This is a genomic window from Sporosarcina aquimarina, assembly GCF_033253705.1.
Taxonomy (GTDB): domain Bacteria; phylum Bacillota; class Bacilli; order Bacillales_A; family Planococcaceae; genus Sporosarcina; species Sporosarcina aquimarina.
Genome location: NZ_JAUBDH010000004.1, coordinates 153,324 through 170,288, shown reverse-complemented (window position 1 = coordinate 170,288; position 16,965 = coordinate 153,324). Strand labels below are relative to the sequence as shown.

The 16,965-nt window shown below is 42.9% G+C and carries 19 protein-coding genes and 2 other annotated features; all 19 genes read right to left on the bottom strand.

Annotated elements, in window-relative coordinates; genetic code table 11:
• Window positions 1-48: 48 nt before the first annotated feature.
• The 19 genes from rpoB to QT716_RS07885 all read right to left on the bottom strand — a co-directional run bounded on the left by rpoB (window position 49) and on the right by QT716_RS07885 (window position 16,909).
• Window positions 49-3,591 carry a DNA-directed RNA polymerase subunit beta gene (rpoB, locus tag QT716_RS07975; protein WP_317935533.1) on the bottom strand — a complete coding sequence of 1,181 codons (3,543 nt, stop codon included), beginning with the start codon at window positions 3,589-3,591 and terminating at the stop codon, window positions 49-51.
• Between the two features lie 304 nt (window positions 3,592-3,895).
• The gene (locus QT716_RS07970; RefSeq protein WP_317935532.1) at window positions 3,896-4,498 is read right to left on the bottom strand and encodes a class I SAM-dependent methyltransferase; all 603 of its coding nucleotides are present in this window, start codon (window positions 4,496-4,498) and stop codon (window positions 3,896-3,898) included.
• 96 nt (window positions 4,499-4,594) lie between these two features.
• Window positions 4,595-4,957 carry a 50S ribosomal protein L7/L12 gene (gene rplL / locus QT716_RS07965; RefSeq protein ID WP_317935531.1) on the bottom strand — a complete coding sequence of 121 codons (363 nt, stop codon included), beginning with the start codon at window positions 4,955-4,957 and terminating at the stop codon, window positions 4,595-4,597.
• A 62-nt stretch (window positions 4,958-5,019) separates the two neighbouring features.
• Window positions 5,020-5,520 (bottom strand): 50S ribosomal protein L10, encoded by a 501-nt coding sequence (gene rplJ, locus QT716_RS07960; protein ID WP_317935530.1) that lies wholly within the window; start codon window positions 5,518-5,520, stop codon window positions 5,020-5,022.
• A gap of 35 nt (window positions 5,521-5,555) precedes the next feature.
• Window positions 5,556-5,702, bottom strand: a sequence feature (ribosomal protein L10 leader region).
• Window positions 5,703-5,744: 42 nt separating this feature from the next.
• Window positions 5,745-6,443: a 50S ribosomal protein L1 gene (gene rplA / locus QT716_RS07955; protein WP_317935529.1), complete on the bottom strand. Its 699-nt coding sequence runs from the start codon at window positions 6,441-6,443 to the stop codon at window positions 5,745-5,747.
• A 118-nt stretch (window positions 6,444-6,561) separates the two neighbouring features.
• A complete protein-coding gene (gene rplK / locus QT716_RS07950; RefSeq protein WP_317935528.1) occupies window positions 6,562-6,987 on the bottom strand; it encodes a 50S ribosomal protein L11 in 426 nt (141 codons plus the stop codon).
• 172 nt (window positions 6,988-7,159) lie between these two features.
• Window positions 7,160-7,696, bottom strand: coding sequence for a transcription termination/antitermination protein NusG (nusG, locus tag QT716_RS07945; protein WP_317935527.1), 537 nt, complete (start codon window positions 7,694-7,696; stop codon window positions 7,160-7,162).
• 109 nt (window positions 7,697-7,805) lie between these two features.
• Entirely contained in the window at window positions 7,806-7,991 is a 186-nt protein-coding gene (gene secE / locus QT716_RS07940) for a preprotein translocase subunit SecE (protein ID WP_317935526.1), read from the bottom strand.
• 54 nt (window positions 7,992-8,045) lie between these two features.
• The gene (gene rpmG, locus QT716_RS07935; protein ID WP_081759986.1) at window positions 8,046-8,195 is read right to left on the bottom strand and encodes a 50S ribosomal protein L33; all 150 of its coding nucleotides are present in this window, start codon (window positions 8,193-8,195) and stop codon (window positions 8,046-8,048) included.
• Window positions 8,196-8,291: 96 nt separating this feature from the next.
• Window positions 8,292-8,942: an RNA polymerase sporulation sigma factor SigH gene (gene sigH, locus QT716_RS07930; RefSeq protein WP_317935525.1), complete on the bottom strand. Its 651-nt coding sequence runs from the start codon at window positions 8,940-8,942 to the stop codon at window positions 8,292-8,294.
• Between the two features lie 69 nt (window positions 8,943-9,011).
• The gene (locus QT716_RS07925; protein WP_317935524.1) at window positions 9,012-9,527 is read right to left on the bottom strand and encodes an NYN domain-containing protein; all 516 of its coding nucleotides are present in this window, start codon (window positions 9,525-9,527) and stop codon (window positions 9,012-9,014) included.
• The gene (rlmB, locus tag QT716_RS07920; RefSeq protein WP_317935523.1) at window positions 9,524-10,285 is read right to left on the bottom strand and encodes a 23S rRNA (guanosine(2251)-2'-O)-methyltransferase RlmB; all 762 of its coding nucleotides are present in this window, start codon (window positions 10,283-10,285) and stop codon (window positions 9,524-9,526) included. Before rlmB ends, QT716_RS07925 begins: the two co-directional genes overlap by 4 nt.
• A complete protein-coding gene (locus tag QT716_RS07915) occupies window positions 10,272-10,700 on the bottom strand; it encodes a Mini-ribonuclease 3 (protein WP_317935522.1) in 429 nt (142 codons plus the stop codon). The genes rlmB and QT716_RS07915 overlap by 14 nt, the downstream gene beginning before the upstream one ends.
• Complete coding sequence (gene cysS / locus QT716_RS07910; protein ID WP_317935521.1) at window positions 10,697-12,097, bottom strand: cysteine--tRNA ligase; 1,401 nt, start codon at window positions 12,095-12,097, stop codon at window positions 10,697-10,699. The genes QT716_RS07915 and cysS overlap by 4 nt, the downstream gene beginning before the upstream one ends.
• A complete protein-coding gene (gene cysE, locus QT716_RS07905; RefSeq protein WP_317935520.1) occupies window positions 12,097-12,762 on the bottom strand; it encodes a serine O-acetyltransferase in 666 nt (221 codons plus the stop codon). The genes cysS and cysE overlap by 1 nt, the downstream gene beginning before the upstream one ends.
• A 44-nt stretch (window positions 12,763-12,806) precedes the next feature.
• Window positions 12,807-13,026: a binding site (T-box leader), on the bottom strand.
• A 63-nt stretch (window positions 13,027-13,089) separates the two neighbouring features.
• Complete coding sequence (gene gltX, locus QT716_RS07900; RefSeq protein ID WP_317935519.1) at window positions 13,090-14,550, bottom strand: glutamate--tRNA ligase; 1,461 nt, start codon at window positions 14,548-14,550, stop codon at window positions 13,090-13,092.
• A 63-nt stretch (window positions 14,551-14,613) separates the two neighbouring features.
• Window positions 14,614-15,090, bottom strand: coding sequence for a 2-C-methyl-D-erythritol 2,4-cyclodiphosphate synthase (gene ispF / locus QT716_RS07895; protein WP_317935723.1), 477 nt, complete (start codon window positions 15,088-15,090; stop codon window positions 14,614-14,616).
• Window positions 15,090-15,782 (bottom strand): 2-C-methyl-D-erythritol 4-phosphate cytidylyltransferase, encoded by a 693-nt coding sequence (gene ispD, locus QT716_RS07890; RefSeq protein ID WP_317935518.1) that lies wholly within the window; start codon window positions 15,780-15,782, stop codon window positions 15,090-15,092. Before ispD ends, ispF begins: the two co-directional genes overlap by 1 nt.
• A gap of 26 nt (window positions 15,783-15,808) precedes the next feature.
• Complete coding sequence (locus tag QT716_RS07885; protein WP_317935517.1) at window positions 15,809-16,909, bottom strand: PIN/TRAM domain-containing protein; 1,101 nt, start codon at window positions 16,907-16,909, stop codon at window positions 15,809-15,811.
• Window positions 16,910-16,965: the final 56 nt, after the last annotated feature.

The window sequence follows — 16,965 nt, the reverse complement described above, 5'->3', positions numbered from 1 at the left end:
TCAAAAAAGGGGGACAGTGCCCCCTATATCTTATTTTGCACTTATGAATCAGACTGGCTGGTCTTCCTTCATAAGGTTTAACGCATCCGTTGGCTGCATATCATCGTCTTCTTCCAAATCACGTAACTCAATTTCTTCAAAGTCCTCAGAAAGCATTTTTACATCCAAACCAAGACTTTGCAGTTCCTTAATTAGAACTTTAAATGATTCCGGAACTCCTGGTTGAGGGACGCTGTCGCCTTTAACAATCGCTTCATACGTCTTCACTCGACCCACAACGTCATCCGATTTCACTGTCAAGATTTCTTGAAGTGTATATGCGGCACCATAAGCTTCAAGTGCCCAAACTTCCATCTCACCAAAACGCTGTCCACCGAACTGAGCTTTACCACCAAGCGGCTGCTGAGTAACAAGTGAATAAGGTCCTGTTGAGCGGGCGTGCAGTTTGTCATCGACCATGTGCGCAAGTTTGATCATGTACATGATTCCGACAGAAACACGGTTATCGAATGTTTCACCAGAACGACCGTCATATAGAACAGTCTTTCCGTCACGATCCATTCCCGCTTCTTCCATCGTATCCCATACGTCTTCTTCATTTGCACCATCAAATACTGGTGAAGCCATATGGACGCCTAGTGTACGACTAGCCATTCCAAGGTGCATTTCAAGTACCTGTCCGATATTCATACGTGATGGTACACCAAGAGGATTCAACATGACATCTACAGGTGTTCCGTCTGGCATGAACGGCATATCAGATTCAGGGAGAATACGAGAAATAACACCCTTGTTCCCGTGACGTCCAGCCATCTTATCTCCAACAGAGATTTTACGCTTCTGAACGATATAAACACGAACTAGTTGGTTTACACCTGGAGCCAGCTCGTCTCCGTCTTCACGGTTAAACACTTTAACATCTAGTACGATACCACCCGCACCGTGAGGAACACGGAGTGATGTATCACGAACTTCACGCGCCTTCTCACCGAAGATTGCATGTAAAAGACGTTCTTCAGCTGTTAGTTCAGTCACGCCTTTAGGTGTAACTTTACCAACAAGAATATCTCCATCATGGACTTCGGCACCAATGCGGATAATACCTCGATCATCCAAGTTGCGAAGCGCATCTTCACCGATGTTTGGTATATCACGAGTGATTTCTTCTGGTCCGAGTTTAGTATCACGAGCATCCGATTCATACTCTTCAATATGAACTGATGTAAATACGTCGTCTTTTACAAGACGCTCACTCATGATGATGGCATCCTCGTAGTTGTAGCCGTCCCAAGTCATGAAAGCGATCAGGATGTTTTGGCCAAGAGCCATTTCCCCTTTTTCCATAGATGGTCCGTCTGCAAGAATTTCTTTTTCAGTTACACGATCCCCAACACGTACGATTGGTCGCTGGTTGTAACATGTCCCTTGGTTCGAACGAATAAAGTTTGAAAGACGGTAGATGTCAAGGTCACCCTTAACCTCTTTTCCTTCAACCATGTTAATACGGCGAACGCGGATTTCTTTCGCTTCGACGTGCTCAACAATTCCTTCAAATTTGGATACGACAGCGGCTCCTGAATCACGTGCTGAAACGTGTTCCATTCCCGTTCCTACGAAAGGTGCTTTCGGGTTAAGAAGCGGAACTGCTTGACGCTGCATGTTTGCTCCCATTAGGGCACGGTTTGAGTCATCATTTTCCAAGAATGGAATACATGCCGTTGCTGCTGAAACAACTTGTTTCGGCGAAACGTCCATGTAGTCAATCTGTTCACGTTTAAATACGGTGTTGTCACCTTGGAAACGTCCAACTACTTCTTCATTCACAAACGTTCCATCGTCATTTAACGGAGCGTTCGCTTGTGCGACAATGTAGTTGTCCTCTAAATCTGCTGTTAAATAGTCGATACGTGCAGTTACTTTGCCCGTATCAGGATCTACTTTACGGTAAGGGGTTTCGATGAATCCGAATCGGTTTACCTTGGCAAACGTAGAAAGTGAGTTAATGAGACCAATGTTCGGTCCCTCCGGAGTTTCAATCGGACACATACGGCCATAGTGAGAGTAGTGAACGTCACGTACTTCCATTCCAGCACGCTCACGCGTTAAACCACCAGGTCCAAGGGCAGACAGTCTGCGCTTGTGTGTTAACTCAGCAAGTGGATTTGTTTGGTCCATGAACTGAGACAATTGTGAACTACCAAAGAACTCTTTAATAGATGCAATTACAGGTCTAATGTTAATCAGTTGTTGCGGCACAATCGATTGTGTGTCGTTAATAGACATCCGCTCTTTAACAACTCGTTCCATACGGGATAATCCGATACGGAATTGGTTTTGCAGAAGCTCACCGACCGAACGAAGGCGTCTGTTACCCAGGTGGTCAATATCATCTGTGCTTCCGACACCATGCAGCAAGTTGAAGAAAAAGCTGATTGAAGCAATGATATCTGATGGTGTTACGTGTTTGATGGAATCATCAATAACGCCATTTGAAATAACATTAATGATTTGTCCTTCTTCACCTTTTGGCGCATAGATTTTTACAGATTGGATTCGAATGTCGTCTTCCAACACTCCGCCCATCTGCTGTAAATCTTCTACTCCCACACCTTTTTCGAAGTAAGGAAGTAATTTATCGAGCATACGACGATCGATTAACTGTCCTTTTTCAATCAGAATTTCCCCTGTTTCAGGATCTGCAATTGTTTCTGCAATCGTTTGGTTGAACAGACGATTCTGAAGGTGCAACTTTTTGTTCATTTTATATCGACCGACATTTGCCAAGTCATACCGTTTCGCATCAAAGAAACGCGAGAACAGCAAGTTTTTAGCACTTTCTAACGTCGGTGGTTCACCCGGACGAAGACGCTCATAAATTTCTAGCAGCGCTTTTTCCGAGTTCTCTGTGTTATCTTTTTCAAGAGAGTTTCGAAGGTACTCATTATCACCGATTAAGTCGATAATCTCTTGGTCACTTGAAAAACCAAGTGCGCGTAAGAGAACTGTAATCGGTAATTTACGTGTGCGATCGATTCGAACGTGTACAACATCTTTTGCATCCGTTTCGTATTCGAGCCACGCACCACGGTTCGGAATCACTGTTGCTCCAAATCCGCGCTTACCATTCTTGTCCGTCTTGTCGTTGAAGTAGACACTAGGTGAACGAACTAGCTGAGAAACGATAACTCGTTCAGCCCCGTTGATGACAAAAGTACCGTTCTCTGTCATCAGAGGGAAGTCTCCCATAAAGACATCTTGCTCTTTGACATCTTCTGTTTCTTTATTGTGTAAACGGACTTTCACTCGAAGTGGCGCAGCAAATGTTACGTCACGTTCTTTTGATTCATCCACAGGATATTTAGGCTCGCCAAGTTGATAATCGACGAATTCCAATGAAAGATTTCCGGTAAAGTCTTGAATCGGCGAGATGTCGTGGAACATTTCACGCAATCCCTCTTCCAAAAACCATTCATAAGATGCCGTCTGGATCTCAATCAAATTCGGCAGATCTAGTACTTCGCTAATTCTCGCGAAACTTCTGCGCTGACGGTGTTGACCATACTGAACTAAGTGACCTGTCAACTCTTTCACCCCTCATAAGACATTAATAGAGCTAGTTTGGCTCCTATGACAATCCCGGGCCGGTCCGAAATTTACGTCAAATTTGACCAAACGTCTCATAATAAGTCTTTCCGAAATCAAAAAAATAGTGTATGATATCGAAAAAACAAAAAGAAAACGAGTTCCGGCTAGAGCTCATTTTCGATTTACCAATCTTTTATCCAACGTCAGTATACCTATCATTACCATTACTTATGCAAATGTATAAATAGGCATACGAATGCAGTATATTTATTGTTGCATTTTATAATGCTATCATAATGACCATGCGACGTCAATGTTTTTTTGACTTTATGATATAATACCCCTTGTTTTTCTCCACAATCTCTGCATTACCAAACAATTCCTCTAACTTCTCAATCGTCGAAGGAGCTCCTTGCTTCTTCTGTATTACTACCCAAAGCTCACCTTCTGCAGCTAGTTTCTCGTATGATTGATTGTATATTTTAAAGACCGTTTCTTTTCCTGCTCGAATGGGGGGATTCGTTAAAATCGATGCGAAATTACCAGCCTTCACATCACTCAACGCATCACTCGAATAGACAATCACGTTTTCAATTCCATTTCTTTCGGCATTATTTCGGGACAGCGATATAGCACGCTCATTGATATCTATCATTTGAATAGTGCGATCCACGCATAACGCGGCCAAAGAGAGACCTACCGGACCATACCCGCAACCCACATCAAGAATATCCCCCTCAATTGACGGCACTTGAAATGTGTCGATTAAAAGCCTTGATCCGAAATCGACTTCTCCCTTACTGAATACACCTGCATCCGTTGTAAAGTTGAAGTTTTTCCCTCTTAATGTCGTTTGCCATTGTCTAGGTTCACTTTTTACATGAGGATTCTTCGAATAGTAATGCTCAGTCATATCAAGACCTCCATTAGTTCACTTATTAAATCAGGGTATAAAAAAAACGAAGAAAAACCCGTCGGCAAAGACGAGCTTTTCTCCGTTAATTAGTAATTACTTAACTTCTACAGATGCGCCAACTTCTTCAAGTTTGCCTTTGATTTCTTCAGCTTCTGCTTGATCTACGCCTTCTTTGATAGCTTTTGGTGCGTTATCAACAACTTCTTTCGCTTCTTTCAAGCCTAGGCCAGTGATTTCGCGAACGACTTTGATGACTTTGATTTTTTGATCTCCAGCGCCGTTAAGGATTACGTCGAATTCAGTCTGCTCAGCAGCTGCTTCTCCAGCACCAGCACCAGCAGCAGCTACAGGAGCTGCAGCAGTTACGCCAAATTCTTCTTCGATTGCTTTTACTAGGTCGTTAAGTTCAAGAACTGTCATTTCTTTGATAGCGCCTAAGATTTGTTCGTTAGTCATTATAGTTCCTCCTAATGGGTATGTTTTTACGAGTTACCTCGCGGTTTTTTCAAGATGCGATATTACGCGCCTTGTTCTTCTTTTTGGTCTGCAACGGCTTTTGTAGCCAATGCGAAGTTGCGCATTGGTGCTTGAAGCACGCTGAGTAGCATAGAGAGAAGTCCTTCGCGTGAAGGAAGAGTCGCCATTGCCTTTACTTCTTCAACAGAAGCAAGTGTACCTTCGAAGACACCAGCTTTAATTTCTAAAGCTTCGTTATCTTTAGCGAAGTTGTTGATGATCTTTGCAGGTGCGATGACATCATCAGTTGAAAACGCGATTGCGTTTGGTCCTGTAAGATGTTCATTAAGCCCTTCAAGACCTGATGCTTCAGCCGCACGGCGAGCCATCGAGTTTTTGTAGACTTTGAATTCAACGCCAGCTTCACGAAGTTGTTTACGTAGGTCAGTTGCTTGTGCAACGTTAAGACCACGATAGTCAACAACCACCATCGAAGCAGATGCTTTCATCTTGTCCGCGATTTCTGTTACGACTGCTTTTTTCGCTTCTAATACTTTGCTCATCTTGACACCTCCTGTTTAGTTTAGGGGCATTTATACCATATGCATAAAAAGCCCTCCGATCTGCAGAACAGACGGAGGGCTGGAAAGTCGTCATCTTTTTTCAAAAAGAGCGTCTTGTCCCTCGGCAGGATAATTAAGTGGTCGCCCACCCCTACTGTCTGCGGTACAAATCGTATATTACAACAAACGTTATCCTACCAAAAGGCAGGGCGTATGTCAACTAATTATTTTACTGTTACTGAAGAAGGGTTGATTTTCACTGCAGGTCCCATTGTAGTTGTTAGGTTAACAGACTTCATGTAAGTACCTTTTGATGCAGCTGGTTTCGCCTTCTGAATAACTTCAAATACAGTAGCAAGGTTTTCTGCAAGTTTTTCGTTATCGAAAGAAACTTTACCAATTGGAGCGTGGATGATTCCAGCTTTGTCCGCACGGTACTCTACCTTACCTGCTTTGATTTCTTGAACTGCTTTAGTAACATCGAATGTTACTGTACCAGTTTTCGGGTTCGGCATAAGACCTTTTGGTCCTAATACACGTCCGATTTTACCGACTTCACCCATCATGTCAGGAGTCGCAACGATTACATCGAAGTCAAACCATCCTTGTTGGATTTTAGTAATATACTCTGCGTCGCCAACAAAGTCAGCGCCTGCTGCTTCAGCTTCTTTAAGCTTTTCACCTTTAGCGAAAACGAGTACACGTTGTGTTTTACCAGTTCCGTTTGGCAGTACAACTGCGCCACGAATTTGCTGATCATTTTTACGTGTATCGATTCCTAGACGGAAAGCAACTTCTACTGTTGCATCAAAGTTTGTTGTGCTTGATTTTTTAGCGAGTTCGATCGCTTCTTTGAAGTCGTATGCCGCTGTGCGGTCGATAAGCTTTGCAGCTTCTACGAACTTTTTACCTCTTTTAGCCATCAGATATTTCCTCCTCGATTGTGGTTTTAACGGAATGAACCTCCCACGATTAAGGGTTGCCGTGTTCTAGTGAACAACCGCAACCCCCAGATAACCATACAATGAATTGATAATCAGATCAGTCTTCGATCGTGATTCCCATACTGCGAGCAGTACCTTCAACCATTGCCATCGCTGCTTCAACAGATGCAGCATTCAAATCTTGCATTTTCTGTTCAGCAATTGCTTTAACTTCGTCACGCTTCACAACAGCAACTTTGTTTTTGTTTGGTTCGCCTGATCCTTTTTGGATTTTAGCTGCAACCTTCAACAATACTGCTGCTGGTGGAGTTTTAGTGATGAATGTAAATGAACGATCCTCGAATACAGTGATTTCAACAGGAATAATAAGTCCTGCTTGGTCAGATGTACGCGCATTGAATTCTTTACAGAATCCCATGATGTTGACACCTGCCTGACCGAGCGCCGGTCCGACTGGCGGTGCTGGATTTGCTTTTCCTGCTGGAATTTGCAATTTCACAAGCTTGATTACTTTTTTAGCCACGAGACACACCTCCTTAAGTCCGTGATGTGGTATTTGGGTTGCCCCTCCCACTCATATGTGCCTGCCGGCAATGCCGGTAGAATTTTGTTAATACGTTCAGACATTTCTATGTCTGACCTTTGAAATAATATCACTATTTAGCTCAGTTTGCAAGTAGGAACGAATTATTTTTTCAGCTAGTTCGTTCTACTTGTTCAAAGTCCAGCTCCATATTTGTTTCGCGTCCAAACATGTCCACCGAAACCTTGACCTTGCCTTTGTCGAGCTCAATTTCTTCGACCTTACCTTGGAAGCCAGCAAATGGTCCTTCTAGCACTTCTACCATTTCGCCGATGTCGAAGTCGACATCCAATTTACGATCTTTCATGCCCATTTGTTTCAGGATGAATGTAACTTCTTCCGGTAATAGAGGTGTCGGTTTCGCTCCGCCGCCTGAAGAACCGATGAACCCTGTCACACCCGGAGTATTACGCACAACATACCAAGAATCATCTGTCATTATAATTTCGACAAGGACATATCCAGGGAATGTTTTACGCATCACAGTGCGCTTTTTACCTTCTTTGAAATCCGTTTCTTCTTCTTCCGGAACGATGACACGGAAGATCTTATCCGCCATTCCCATCGTTTCAACACGTTTCTCAAGATTGGCTTTCACTTTATTTTCGTACCCAGAGTACGTGTGGACGACGTACCAATTTTTTTCCATTTCCATAACGATGAGGACTGTGCGTCCGTCCCTCCTTTTTTGTTCAAATGAAAAAACCCGTTCTTTCAAATAGACGGGATATTTTCAAATTGCTATTCATTGTGCTCTATTATAACGCAACATACCATTCCATTACCCGTGATAAGCCTAGATCCACGAGTCCGAAATAGACGGCCATGAAAACTACAGTACTAATAACTACGATTGTGTAACGCGTCAGTTCTTTGCGTTTTGGCCAGCTGACTTTCCGCATTTCCGTGACAACATTTTTAAAGAAACTTGTTATCTTACCCATTCTTTTGCAAACCTCCGAATAGTAGATATGACGGCCTAAAGTCTAGCCAGACCCTCACGCTGTTTGTCTGTGTAATGTATGTTCATTGCAATGACTGCAGTGTTTTTTCAGAACCAGCCGCTCTGTTGTTTTGTTACTGCTAGCTGGAAGTGAATAGTTCCTGGAGCCGCATTTCTCACAGCTTACTACAATTTTTTTTGACATATCTAGTTAACACCTAGTCTTTCCATAGTCTTGATAAAGAGTACCACTTTCTACATGCCTATGTCAATGCAAGGATAGTCAGAAAATTGGAATGCTTTAAGTTACAACGTCAACTTGCATATAACGTTCCAATTTCCTTTTAATGCGCTGCAACGCATTATCAACTGATTTCACTTGCCTATTTAGCACTTCAGAAATCTCTTGATACGATTGACCATCGAGATACAGACCAAGCACTTCCTTCTCAAGACTGCTTAAAACTTTATTCATTTCAACTTCCATTTGTGTGAAATTTTCTTTGTAAATCATTAAGTCCTCGGGATCGTCATTTGCTGAGCCTGTCAACACATCTAACAGAGTACGATCCGATTCCTCATCGTAAACGGGCTTGTCTAAAGATACAGAGGAGTTAAGCGGAATATGCTTTTGACGAGTCGCGGTTTTAATGGCAGTGATGATTTGCCTTTTAATACATAACTCTGCAAATCCTTTAAAGGAGCTTAGCCGATCTTCCCGGAAGTCGCGGATGGCCTTATATAATCCAATCATTCCTTCTTGGATAATATCTTCCTTGTCTCCGCCCATCATGAAGTAGGAACGTGCTTTCATCCGGACGAAAGATTGATATTTTGTAATGAGAAAGTCCAATGCATCGGTATTTCCTTCTTGAATGATTCCAATTAGCTGTTCATCAGAAAAGGTACTGAAGTCTATTGTTCTAGGTGCATAAGCTATCTTTTCCGCCATTCCCCATCACTCCGGTCTGTCATACTAGTCCGTCAATTATAACTCATTAATTTTTTTCGAGTCAACCGCTCACCTGTTCCCTCTCCGCCACTTCTCAAAAACTTCCGCAACTTCCTGCGACAATTGTATTTTAGAAAAAGGACGTTCCTCTTGAATCTTACGAACTTTTGCAGAAATAATCTTCTCTATTTCCTTCATTTCAATTTCCAGCTCACGCGCAGAAATTCTCAGTGCACCTTGTCCAAAAATCATCCATTGTTCTGTCAGGTCCGAGGTTGCCACATGAAGTTCCACTCTTCTGCCCAGTAATTCAGAAACCAACTTTTCTATCCGTTCATCAGCCGTCTCATTCTCTCTAGTAAACACCACTTCCACGTTAGCACGACGCTGTTTGTTTTCAATTCCCGGCACTAAGTATGCGTCAAATACAAGTATGACTTTCCACCCTTTGTATGCCTGGTATTCTGCTAGCTGTTCAATTAAGCGGTCCCGCGCTTCCGCAAGTTTAAGACGTTTCAACTCACGTAATTCTGGCCATGCACCGATAATATTATATCCATCAACTAGCAGGATATCTTTTTTCATGGCGCAGTGGAATTAGGCAACCGTTTGCGCAAAACTTCGTACATGAGAAGTGAAGCAGCAACGGAAGCATTGAGTGATGTTACATGGCCGCGCATAGGCAAATGGTAAAGAAAATCGCATTTCTCTTTTAATAATCGCGACATTCCTTTACCTTCACTGCCGATAATCACGGCGAGAGGTAATGTTGCATCCATCGTCCGATAGTCAGCAGACCCCGCTGCATCTGTCCCCGCCACCCAAACGCCTTTCTTTTTCAACTCATCCACAGTTTTCGCTAAATTCACAACACGTACAACAGGGACATGTTCGATTGCACCCGTTGAAGCTTTTGCAACTACACCTGTGAGACCAACAGAACGCCTTTTGGGAATAATAATCCCGTGGACTCCAACCGCATCCGCAGTCCGCAAAATCGACCCTAAATTGTGCGGATCTTCAAGCTCATCTAACAACAATATGAACGGATCTTCCCCACGTTGTTCTGCGATGGCAAAAATATCATCAAGTTCTGCATATTCATACGCCGCAACAGAAGCAATAATTCCCTGATGATTCACATCCAACAGTTGGTCTAGTTTCTTTTTAGGAACTGCTTGTACAATAACGCCTGCTTTTTTAGCGAGCGTCGTAATCTCACCAATGCTTTGTTTGTTCAAGCCTTCTGCAATCCAAATTTTATTGAGCTCCCGACCTGAACGCAACGCTTCAACGACCGGATTTTTACCGCCAATCAATTCAGTTTCTTCAGTTTCCGACATTCTCTTCTCCTCCTTCGATAAATTCAATTGCCTTCCGAATGAATTCATCTGTACGTTCACTTTCGCCTAACAAGTATAAATAACCGATGACCGCTTCAAATGCAGAGCTGTGATTATACGTAAGAACATCTGTGTTTTTCGGTACAGAACCTGATTTCGCGTTTCTGCCTCGCCGCATTACGGCCAGTTCTTCTTCCGTTAAAAAGTTTTTTTCGATCATTGCGTACAAAATAGCAGCTTGTGCTTTCGCAGAAACAAATCGGGTCGCTTCTTTGTGGAGAATATTCGGCTTAACCCGCCCAGAACGCAGGAGGTGCTCCCGCACCGCCTGCTCATAGACAGCGTCTCCCATATAGGCAAGGGATAGAGCTTTTAGCTGACGCACATCACTAGGGCGTAAACTATACTCACTCATGATCGCTTCCACCGCACGCCTTGTGCAGTGTCTTCTAGAATAATCCCCTGCTCTTTCAATTCGTCTCGGATTGCATCAGCACGTGCAAAGTCACGATTTTTGCGAGCTTCTAAACGCTCTTCGATTAACTGATCAATCGCTTCATCGTGTAATTCTTCCTTTTCCTTAAACGGCAATCCAAGTACATCCATTAACTGATTGAATGTCTTCAAGAAGGATTCCAATACTGCTTTTTCAGTGTTTTTTTCCATCAAGTAGACGTTCGCCAGGCTCGCTAATTCAAAAATGGCAGCAATCCCGTTTGCAGTGTTAAAATCATCATCCATCGCTTCTTCAAAAGCCGTTTTCTGCTCTTGAATTTTGTGTAGCCAAATATCATGCTGATCTCCATTATTTGCAGATACAGCTAGACGATGTTCGGTATTTTGATACGCTGTGCGAATTCGGTCCAATCCATTTGCAGCGCTTTCCACAAGGTCTTGTGCGAAGTTGACCGGTGACCGATAGTGAACAGAAAGCATGAAGAACCTCAACACTTGTGGGTCAATCTGCTGAATAATATCGTGAACTAATACAAAGTTCCCAAGTGACTTAGACATTTTTTCATTATCAATATTAATATAACCGTTATGCATCCAATAACGCGCAAATTGCTTTTCTGTGAGTGCTTCCGACTGGGCAATTTCGTTTTCGTGGTGAGGGAATGTTAAGTCTTGGCCTCCTGCGTGAATGTCAATTGTATCACCAAGCAGTTGACGCGCCATTACAGAACACTCAATGTGCCAGCCCGGACGTCCTTCTCCCCAAGGGCTGCTCCACGAAATTTCTCCTTCTTTTGCAGCTTTCCATAACACGAAGTCCAAGGCGTCTTGTTTACGTTCACTTGCTTCAATACGCGCACCGATTTTCAGCTCATCAATCGATTGGTGTGAAAGCTTTCCATATCCATCAAACTTTCGCGTTCGGAAATAGACATCCCCTTCAGATTCATAAGCAAATCCTTTTTCGATTAATAGGGTAATGAAATCAATTACATCTTGGATATGATCCGTAACACGGGGATGCAAATCCGCTTTCTTACAGCCAAGTGCGCCAACATCCTCAAAATACGCTTGAATAAAGCGCTCTGTCAGCTCAGGTACCTCTTCTCCCAATTCATTCGCTGCTTTTATGATTTTGTCATCCACATCTGTAAAGTTAGAAACAAACTTCACTTCGTATCCGCGATATTCCAAGTATCTTCGTACTGTGTCAAAAACGATGACAGGACGTGCGTTCCCGATATGAATGTAGTTGTAAACAGTAGGTCCGCATACATACATTTTCACTTTTCCTTCAGTAATCGGAACGAACGGTTCTTTCTTACGCGTCAACGTATTATATAACTGGATTGTCATCATTTTTCATCCTTTTCATGCTTATTTTGTTGCTGAACGAGTAACTCGTTCAGTTGCTGTTCTAATTGGGTAATGCGCCCTTCCATACGTGCGCATCTATCAGAAACTGGATCCGGCATTGTGTGGTTCAGTCTATCCTTCACTCGGACTCCATTTGAAATAACGACTTTTCCTGGAATTCCTACAACCGTTGAATCTGAAGGGACGTCTTTTAAAACGACTGAACCAGCGCCGACTTTACTATTTTCCCCAACAATAATATTACCAAGTACTTTCGCCCCCGTTGCAACGAGCACGTTATTCTGCAGAGTGGGGTGGCGCTTCCCTTTTTCTTTACCCGTTCCACCTAATGTAACCCCTTGATAAAGTGTGACATCATCACCAATTTCACACGTCTCACCAATTACAATCCCCATACCGTGGTCAATGAATAAACGTCTCCCAATTTGGGCACCCGGATGAATTTCAATTCCTGTGAAAAAACGGCTTAGTTGAGATATTACGCGAGCTGCAAAATGGAAATTCCGTTTAAATAATGAATGGGCGATTCGATGCGCCCAAATGGCGTGAAGCCCTGAATAAGTTAATACGACTTCAAACGTACTTCGGGCTGCGGGGTCTTGTTCAAAAATACAGCGAATGTCTTCTTTCATTTTAGAAAACACGGCGAGCCCCCTTCCTGAGAAAATAAAAAACGCCCCTGTCTAATGACAGAGACGCATTTTGCGTGGTTCCACTCTTTTTCGATAGGCGGTAAAAGCACCTAACACTCGACGTCTATAACGCAGACGATACGTCCGGCTTACTAAATTTCAGCCCGGCGCTCAAAGGTGCATTTCTGTAAAACGAGTAACCCAGATCTCTTTCAGCCGATGAAGATCTTCTCTGAAGGGTACGTTTTACATACTTCTCCTTTTCAACGCTTTCTTATATACGATACGTTCTAATATTATCCTAATTGTACACGGCCTTTTCAGCTTGTCAACAATGGCTTACTGAACGAACTTTTCAACGCGTGCAATTGTTTTTTCTCGCCCCAGCAATGCAATGGACTCAGGCAATTCCGGCCCGTGCGCTTGACCTGTTGCGACGACACGGATTGGCATGAACAAGTTTTTACCTTTGTGACCCGTTTCTTTTTGAACGGCTTTAATTGCTGCTTTAATCGAAGCGGGATCGAATGTCTCCAAGTTCTCAAGCTGTTGCTTGAATGAAGCCATTACTTCAGGAATTTGTTCTCCTGCCAAGATTTCTTTTGATTGTTCATCATATTCGATTGTCTCACTAAAGAACTGGGCAGAAAGCTCAACAATTTCAGCACCGTAACTAAGCTGACTATGGTAAAGAGCGATTAAATCGTGAATCCACGCACTTTCTTCTGCTGTCATATCCTCACTCACCAGGCCTGCTTTTACGAGATGCGGCAGCGCTAATGCGACTACCTCATCGAGACTGAGCTTTTTAATATATTGATTGTTCATCCATGTTAACTTTTGCTTATCAAACATTGAAGGTGATTTTGAAAGACGGCTTTCATCAAACTGCTCGATGAGCTGTTCTTTTGTAAATAGCTCCTCTTCCCCGACAGGTGACCAGCCGAGTAAAGCAAAGAAGTTGAACATCGCATCCGGTAAAAACCCAAGCTCTTTATACTGGGATATAAACTGAATGATGGATTCATCACGTTTAGAAAGTTTTTTACGGTCCTCGTTCACGATAAGTGTCATATGACCGTAACGTGGAGACTCCCATCCAAAAGTATCGAATACCATCAGTTGTTTCGGTGTATTCGTCAAGTGCTCTTCTCCGCGGAAAATGTGAGACATCTTCATCATATGATCATCAATGACAACGGCAAAGTTATACGTTGGGATACCATTCGCTTTCACTAAGACCCAGTCTCCAATATCTTTCGATTCAAATTGAACACTGCCACGAACGAGATCGTCGATTGTGTATGTCACATTTTCAGGAACACGCATACGGATTGTATACGGCATGCCCGCTTCTTCTTTTTGTGCAACTTCTTCCGCACTCAAATGACGGCATGTCCCTTTGTACATTGGTGCTGCAATTCCAGCTTCTTTTTGCTTTTCACGCTCTTCTTCAAGTTCTTCAGTTGTACAGAAACACTTGTAAGCAGCGTCCTTTTCAAGCATCTCCTGTGAGTACTTCTTGTACGTATCCAGACGTTCCATTTGGCGATACGGGCTATATGGTCCTCCGATATCAACTGACTCATCATATTCAATGCCGAGCCATTTCAAATTATCTAACTGAGACAACTCTCCAGCCTCGATGTTGCGGACTGTATCTGTATCCTCGATTCGTACGATGAATTTCCCGCCATGGTGACGGGCAAACAAATAGTTAAATAATGCAGTTCGAGCACCTCCAATATGTAAATGGCCTGTCGGGCTCGGTGCATAACGCACACGTACTTCTGCTGTCATCACTAGACATCTCCGTTCTGTTAGTTCAAAAATTTTTATTGTATAGGTTAGTTTACCAAAAAATTATGCTTTCACCAATAGGATTGCTGCAAGAGTTGCGATTCCTTCTTCTCTGCCGACAAATCCTAACTTCTCTGTGGTCGTTGCTTTGATATTGACCTGCTCTGGTTTTGCATTCAATAGTGACGCAACTCGATTTTTAATCTCTTCAATGTGTGGTGCCATCTTAGGCTGCTGGGCCATGATTGTACAATCGATGTTGCCTAATTGATACCCTTCTTCTTCAACAAGTGCCCAAACCTTCTGAAGCAGGACAGCTGAGTCTGCATCTTTAAACGCCTCATCAGTATCAGGGAAATGATGGCCGATGTCTCCTTTACCAATTGCGCCAAGCGCTGCGTCTGTAACTGTGTGGAGCAATACATCAGCATCTGAATGACCGATTAACCCTTTTGAATGGGGGATTGTAATACCGCCGATAATGAGCGGTCGCCCCTCTGCAAATTCATGTACATCAAAACCTTGTCCTATTCTTATCATCATACCGTCTCCTCAAGCCGTTTTTTCAATAAGTATCCGCCATAAGCAAGATCTTCTGGCGTTGTCATTTTTATATTATCGTATGTGCTTTCTACAATTCGAACTTCTTTTCCATCGTGTTCAACAAGCATCGCTTCGTCAGTCCCTAAAAATCCTGCCCGTTCAGCATTACGGGAGGCTTGTTCCAGAAGTTCATAGCGGAATGCTTGTGGTGTTTGAATCACCCATAACCGCTCGCGATCCGCCGTTTCCTCTATTATGCCATCTTTAACGTATTTCATCGTATCTTTCACTTTCACCCCTGCGACTGCCGCTCCAAACTCATAGGCACTGTCAGCAAGTTTATGAATCACATGCTGTGCGATGAATGGACGGGCTGCATCGTGGACAAGCACGATGCCTCTCGTTTTATGGGCCGCTAAACACGCAGCCACACTATGCTGTCGTTCGGTTCCGCCTTCAGGCAGGGATTTAACTTTGGTAATCTGTGCGCGCTTAATAATTTGTTCAATTTTAGATCTTTCAGATTCTTTGACCGCTAAAATGATCCCTTCACACCATGGGTCTCGTTCAAATACGGATAGAGTATGAGCTAAAATCGTTTGTCCCTCAAGCTCTAAGAAAAGTTTATTATGCCCTGCCCCCATCCGCGTTCCACTTCCGGCAGCAGGCATCATGACTGTGTAATTCATCTTGACTCCTTTACCACTCTCGATAATTAGTGGATTTTGGATTGTTTGCTGTTTTTAGGTTTTGCAAAAATCATTCGGCCTGCTGATGTTTGAAGGACACTTGTTACGACCACTTCAATTGCCGTCCCGATATAATTACGGCCATCTTCTATAACAATCATCGTACCGTCATCTAAATAAGCGACACCTTGGTTGTGCTCTTTTCCGTCTTTAATAACTACTACGTGCATCTCTTCACCAGGGATAACAACAGGTTTGACGGCGTTTGCCAGATCGTTGATGTTCAGCACATCCACACCATGTAAATCTGCAACTTTGTTTAAGTTGAAATCATTTGTTACAACGAGGCCGTTCATCTTTTTTGCTAGCTTCACTAACTTCAAGTCTACTTCAGCTACATTTGGGAAGTCTTCATCAGTAATTAAAATCTTTTTCCCGTCACCTTCTTGCAGACGGCGTAAAACATCTAACCCTCGTCTTCCTTTAGTCCTCTTCAAGGTATCTGCAGAGTCGGCAATATGCTGTAATTCCGTCAATACAAACTGAGAGACTACTAAAACACCTTCAAGAAACCCAGTATCTACTATGTCTGCAATTCTGCCGTCGATAATGACACTTGTATCCAGTACTTTGTAGACAGCATCAGGTGAGTCAACTGCATCGGATTCAGAGTCTCTTTTTCTACCTAGATTCCGCATAGAAAATATTGCTGTTAAAAACTCATCTCGTTTTTTGAAGCCGACTTGGAAACTCAAATATCCGAGCAAGACCGATAACAAAATCGGTATAACTGAAGTAAATCCAGGAATTTGACTATTACTTAACCCCCACCCAGCCAAAAACGCGACGAACAATCCTACGATCAATCCTATTGAACCAAATAATAAATCTAATATCGGTGCATTCATCAGCAAATCCTCTAACCACTTTATAAAGTTGACTATGGGATCTGTTAAAAATGTACTGAACACAAATAAGAAAAGTGCTCCTAAAACAGCTGCGACATATGGGTTATTTATAAATGGCGATGATGTGAAAGAAGATAAGTCAAATAAGTACGGAAGAAATAATACACCCAGCGTCCCGCCAACTAACAGAAACATAATTTGCACCATTCGTTTTAGCATTCGATCCACCTCCTTTTAGTAAGTCTAGTATACCTGTATTCCCTGTTGATAGCTTT

Bases quoted from the DNA above. Each gene is read 5' to 3' on its own strand.
- rplA (WP_317935529.1), bottom strand. From the start codon at position 6,443: ATGGCTAAAAGAGGTAAAAAGTTCGTAGAAGCTGCAAAGCTTATCGAC.
- QT716_RS07915 (WP_317935522.1), bottom strand. From the start codon at position 10,700: ATGAGTGAGTATAGTTTACGCCCTAGTGATGTGCGTCAGCTAAAAGCT.
- QT716_RS07925 (WP_317935524.1), bottom strand. From the start codon at position 9,527: ATGAAAAAAGATATCCTGCTAGTTGATGGATATAATATTATCGGTGCA.
- ispD (WP_317935518.1), bottom strand. From the start codon at position 15,782: ATGAATTACACAGTCATGATGCCTGCTGCCGGAAGTGGAACGCGGATG.
- sigH (WP_317935525.1), bottom strand. From the start codon at position 8,942: ATGGCGGAAAAGATAGCTTATGCACCTAGAACAATAGACTTCAGTACC.
- rlmB (WP_317935523.1), bottom strand. From the start codon at position 10,285: ATGTCGGAAACTGAAGAAACTGAATTGATTGGCGGTAAAAATCCGGTC.
- gltX (WP_317935519.1), bottom strand. From the start codon at position 14,550: ATGACAGCAGAAGTACGTGTGCGTTATGCACCGAGCCCGACAGGCCAT.
- rpmG (WP_081759986.1), bottom strand. From the start codon at position 8,195: ATGTCAAAAAAAATTGTAGTAAGCTGTGAGAAATGCGGCTCCAGGAAC.
- ispF (WP_317935723.1), bottom strand. From the start codon at position 15,090: ATGATAAGAATAGGACAAGGTTTTGATGTACATGAATTTGCAGAGGGG.
- rplJ (WP_317935530.1), bottom strand. From the start codon at position 5,520: ATGAGCAAAGTATTAGAAGCGAAAAAAGCAGTCGTAACAGAAATCGCG.
- QT716_RS07885 (WP_317935517.1), bottom strand. From the start codon at position 16,909: ATGCTAAAACGAATGGTGCAAATTATGTTTCTGTTAGTTGGCGGGACG.
- QT716_RS07970 (WP_317935532.1), bottom strand. From the start codon at position 4,498: ATGACTGAGCATTACTATTCGAAGAATCCTCATGTAAAAAGTGAACCT.
- rplL (WP_317935531.1), bottom strand. From the start codon at position 4,957: ATGACTAACGAACAAATCTTAGGCGCTATCAAAGAAATGACAGTTCTT.
- secE (WP_317935526.1), bottom strand. From the start codon at position 7,991: ATGGGTAAGATAACAAGTTTCTTTAAAAATGTTGTCACGGAAATGCGG.
- nusG (WP_317935527.1), bottom strand. From the start codon at position 7,696: ATGGAAAAAAATTGGTACGTCGTCCACACGTACTCTGGGTACGAAAAT.
- cysS (WP_317935521.1), bottom strand. From the start codon at position 12,097: ATGACAATCCAGTTATATAATACGTTGACGCGTAAGAAAGAACCGTTC.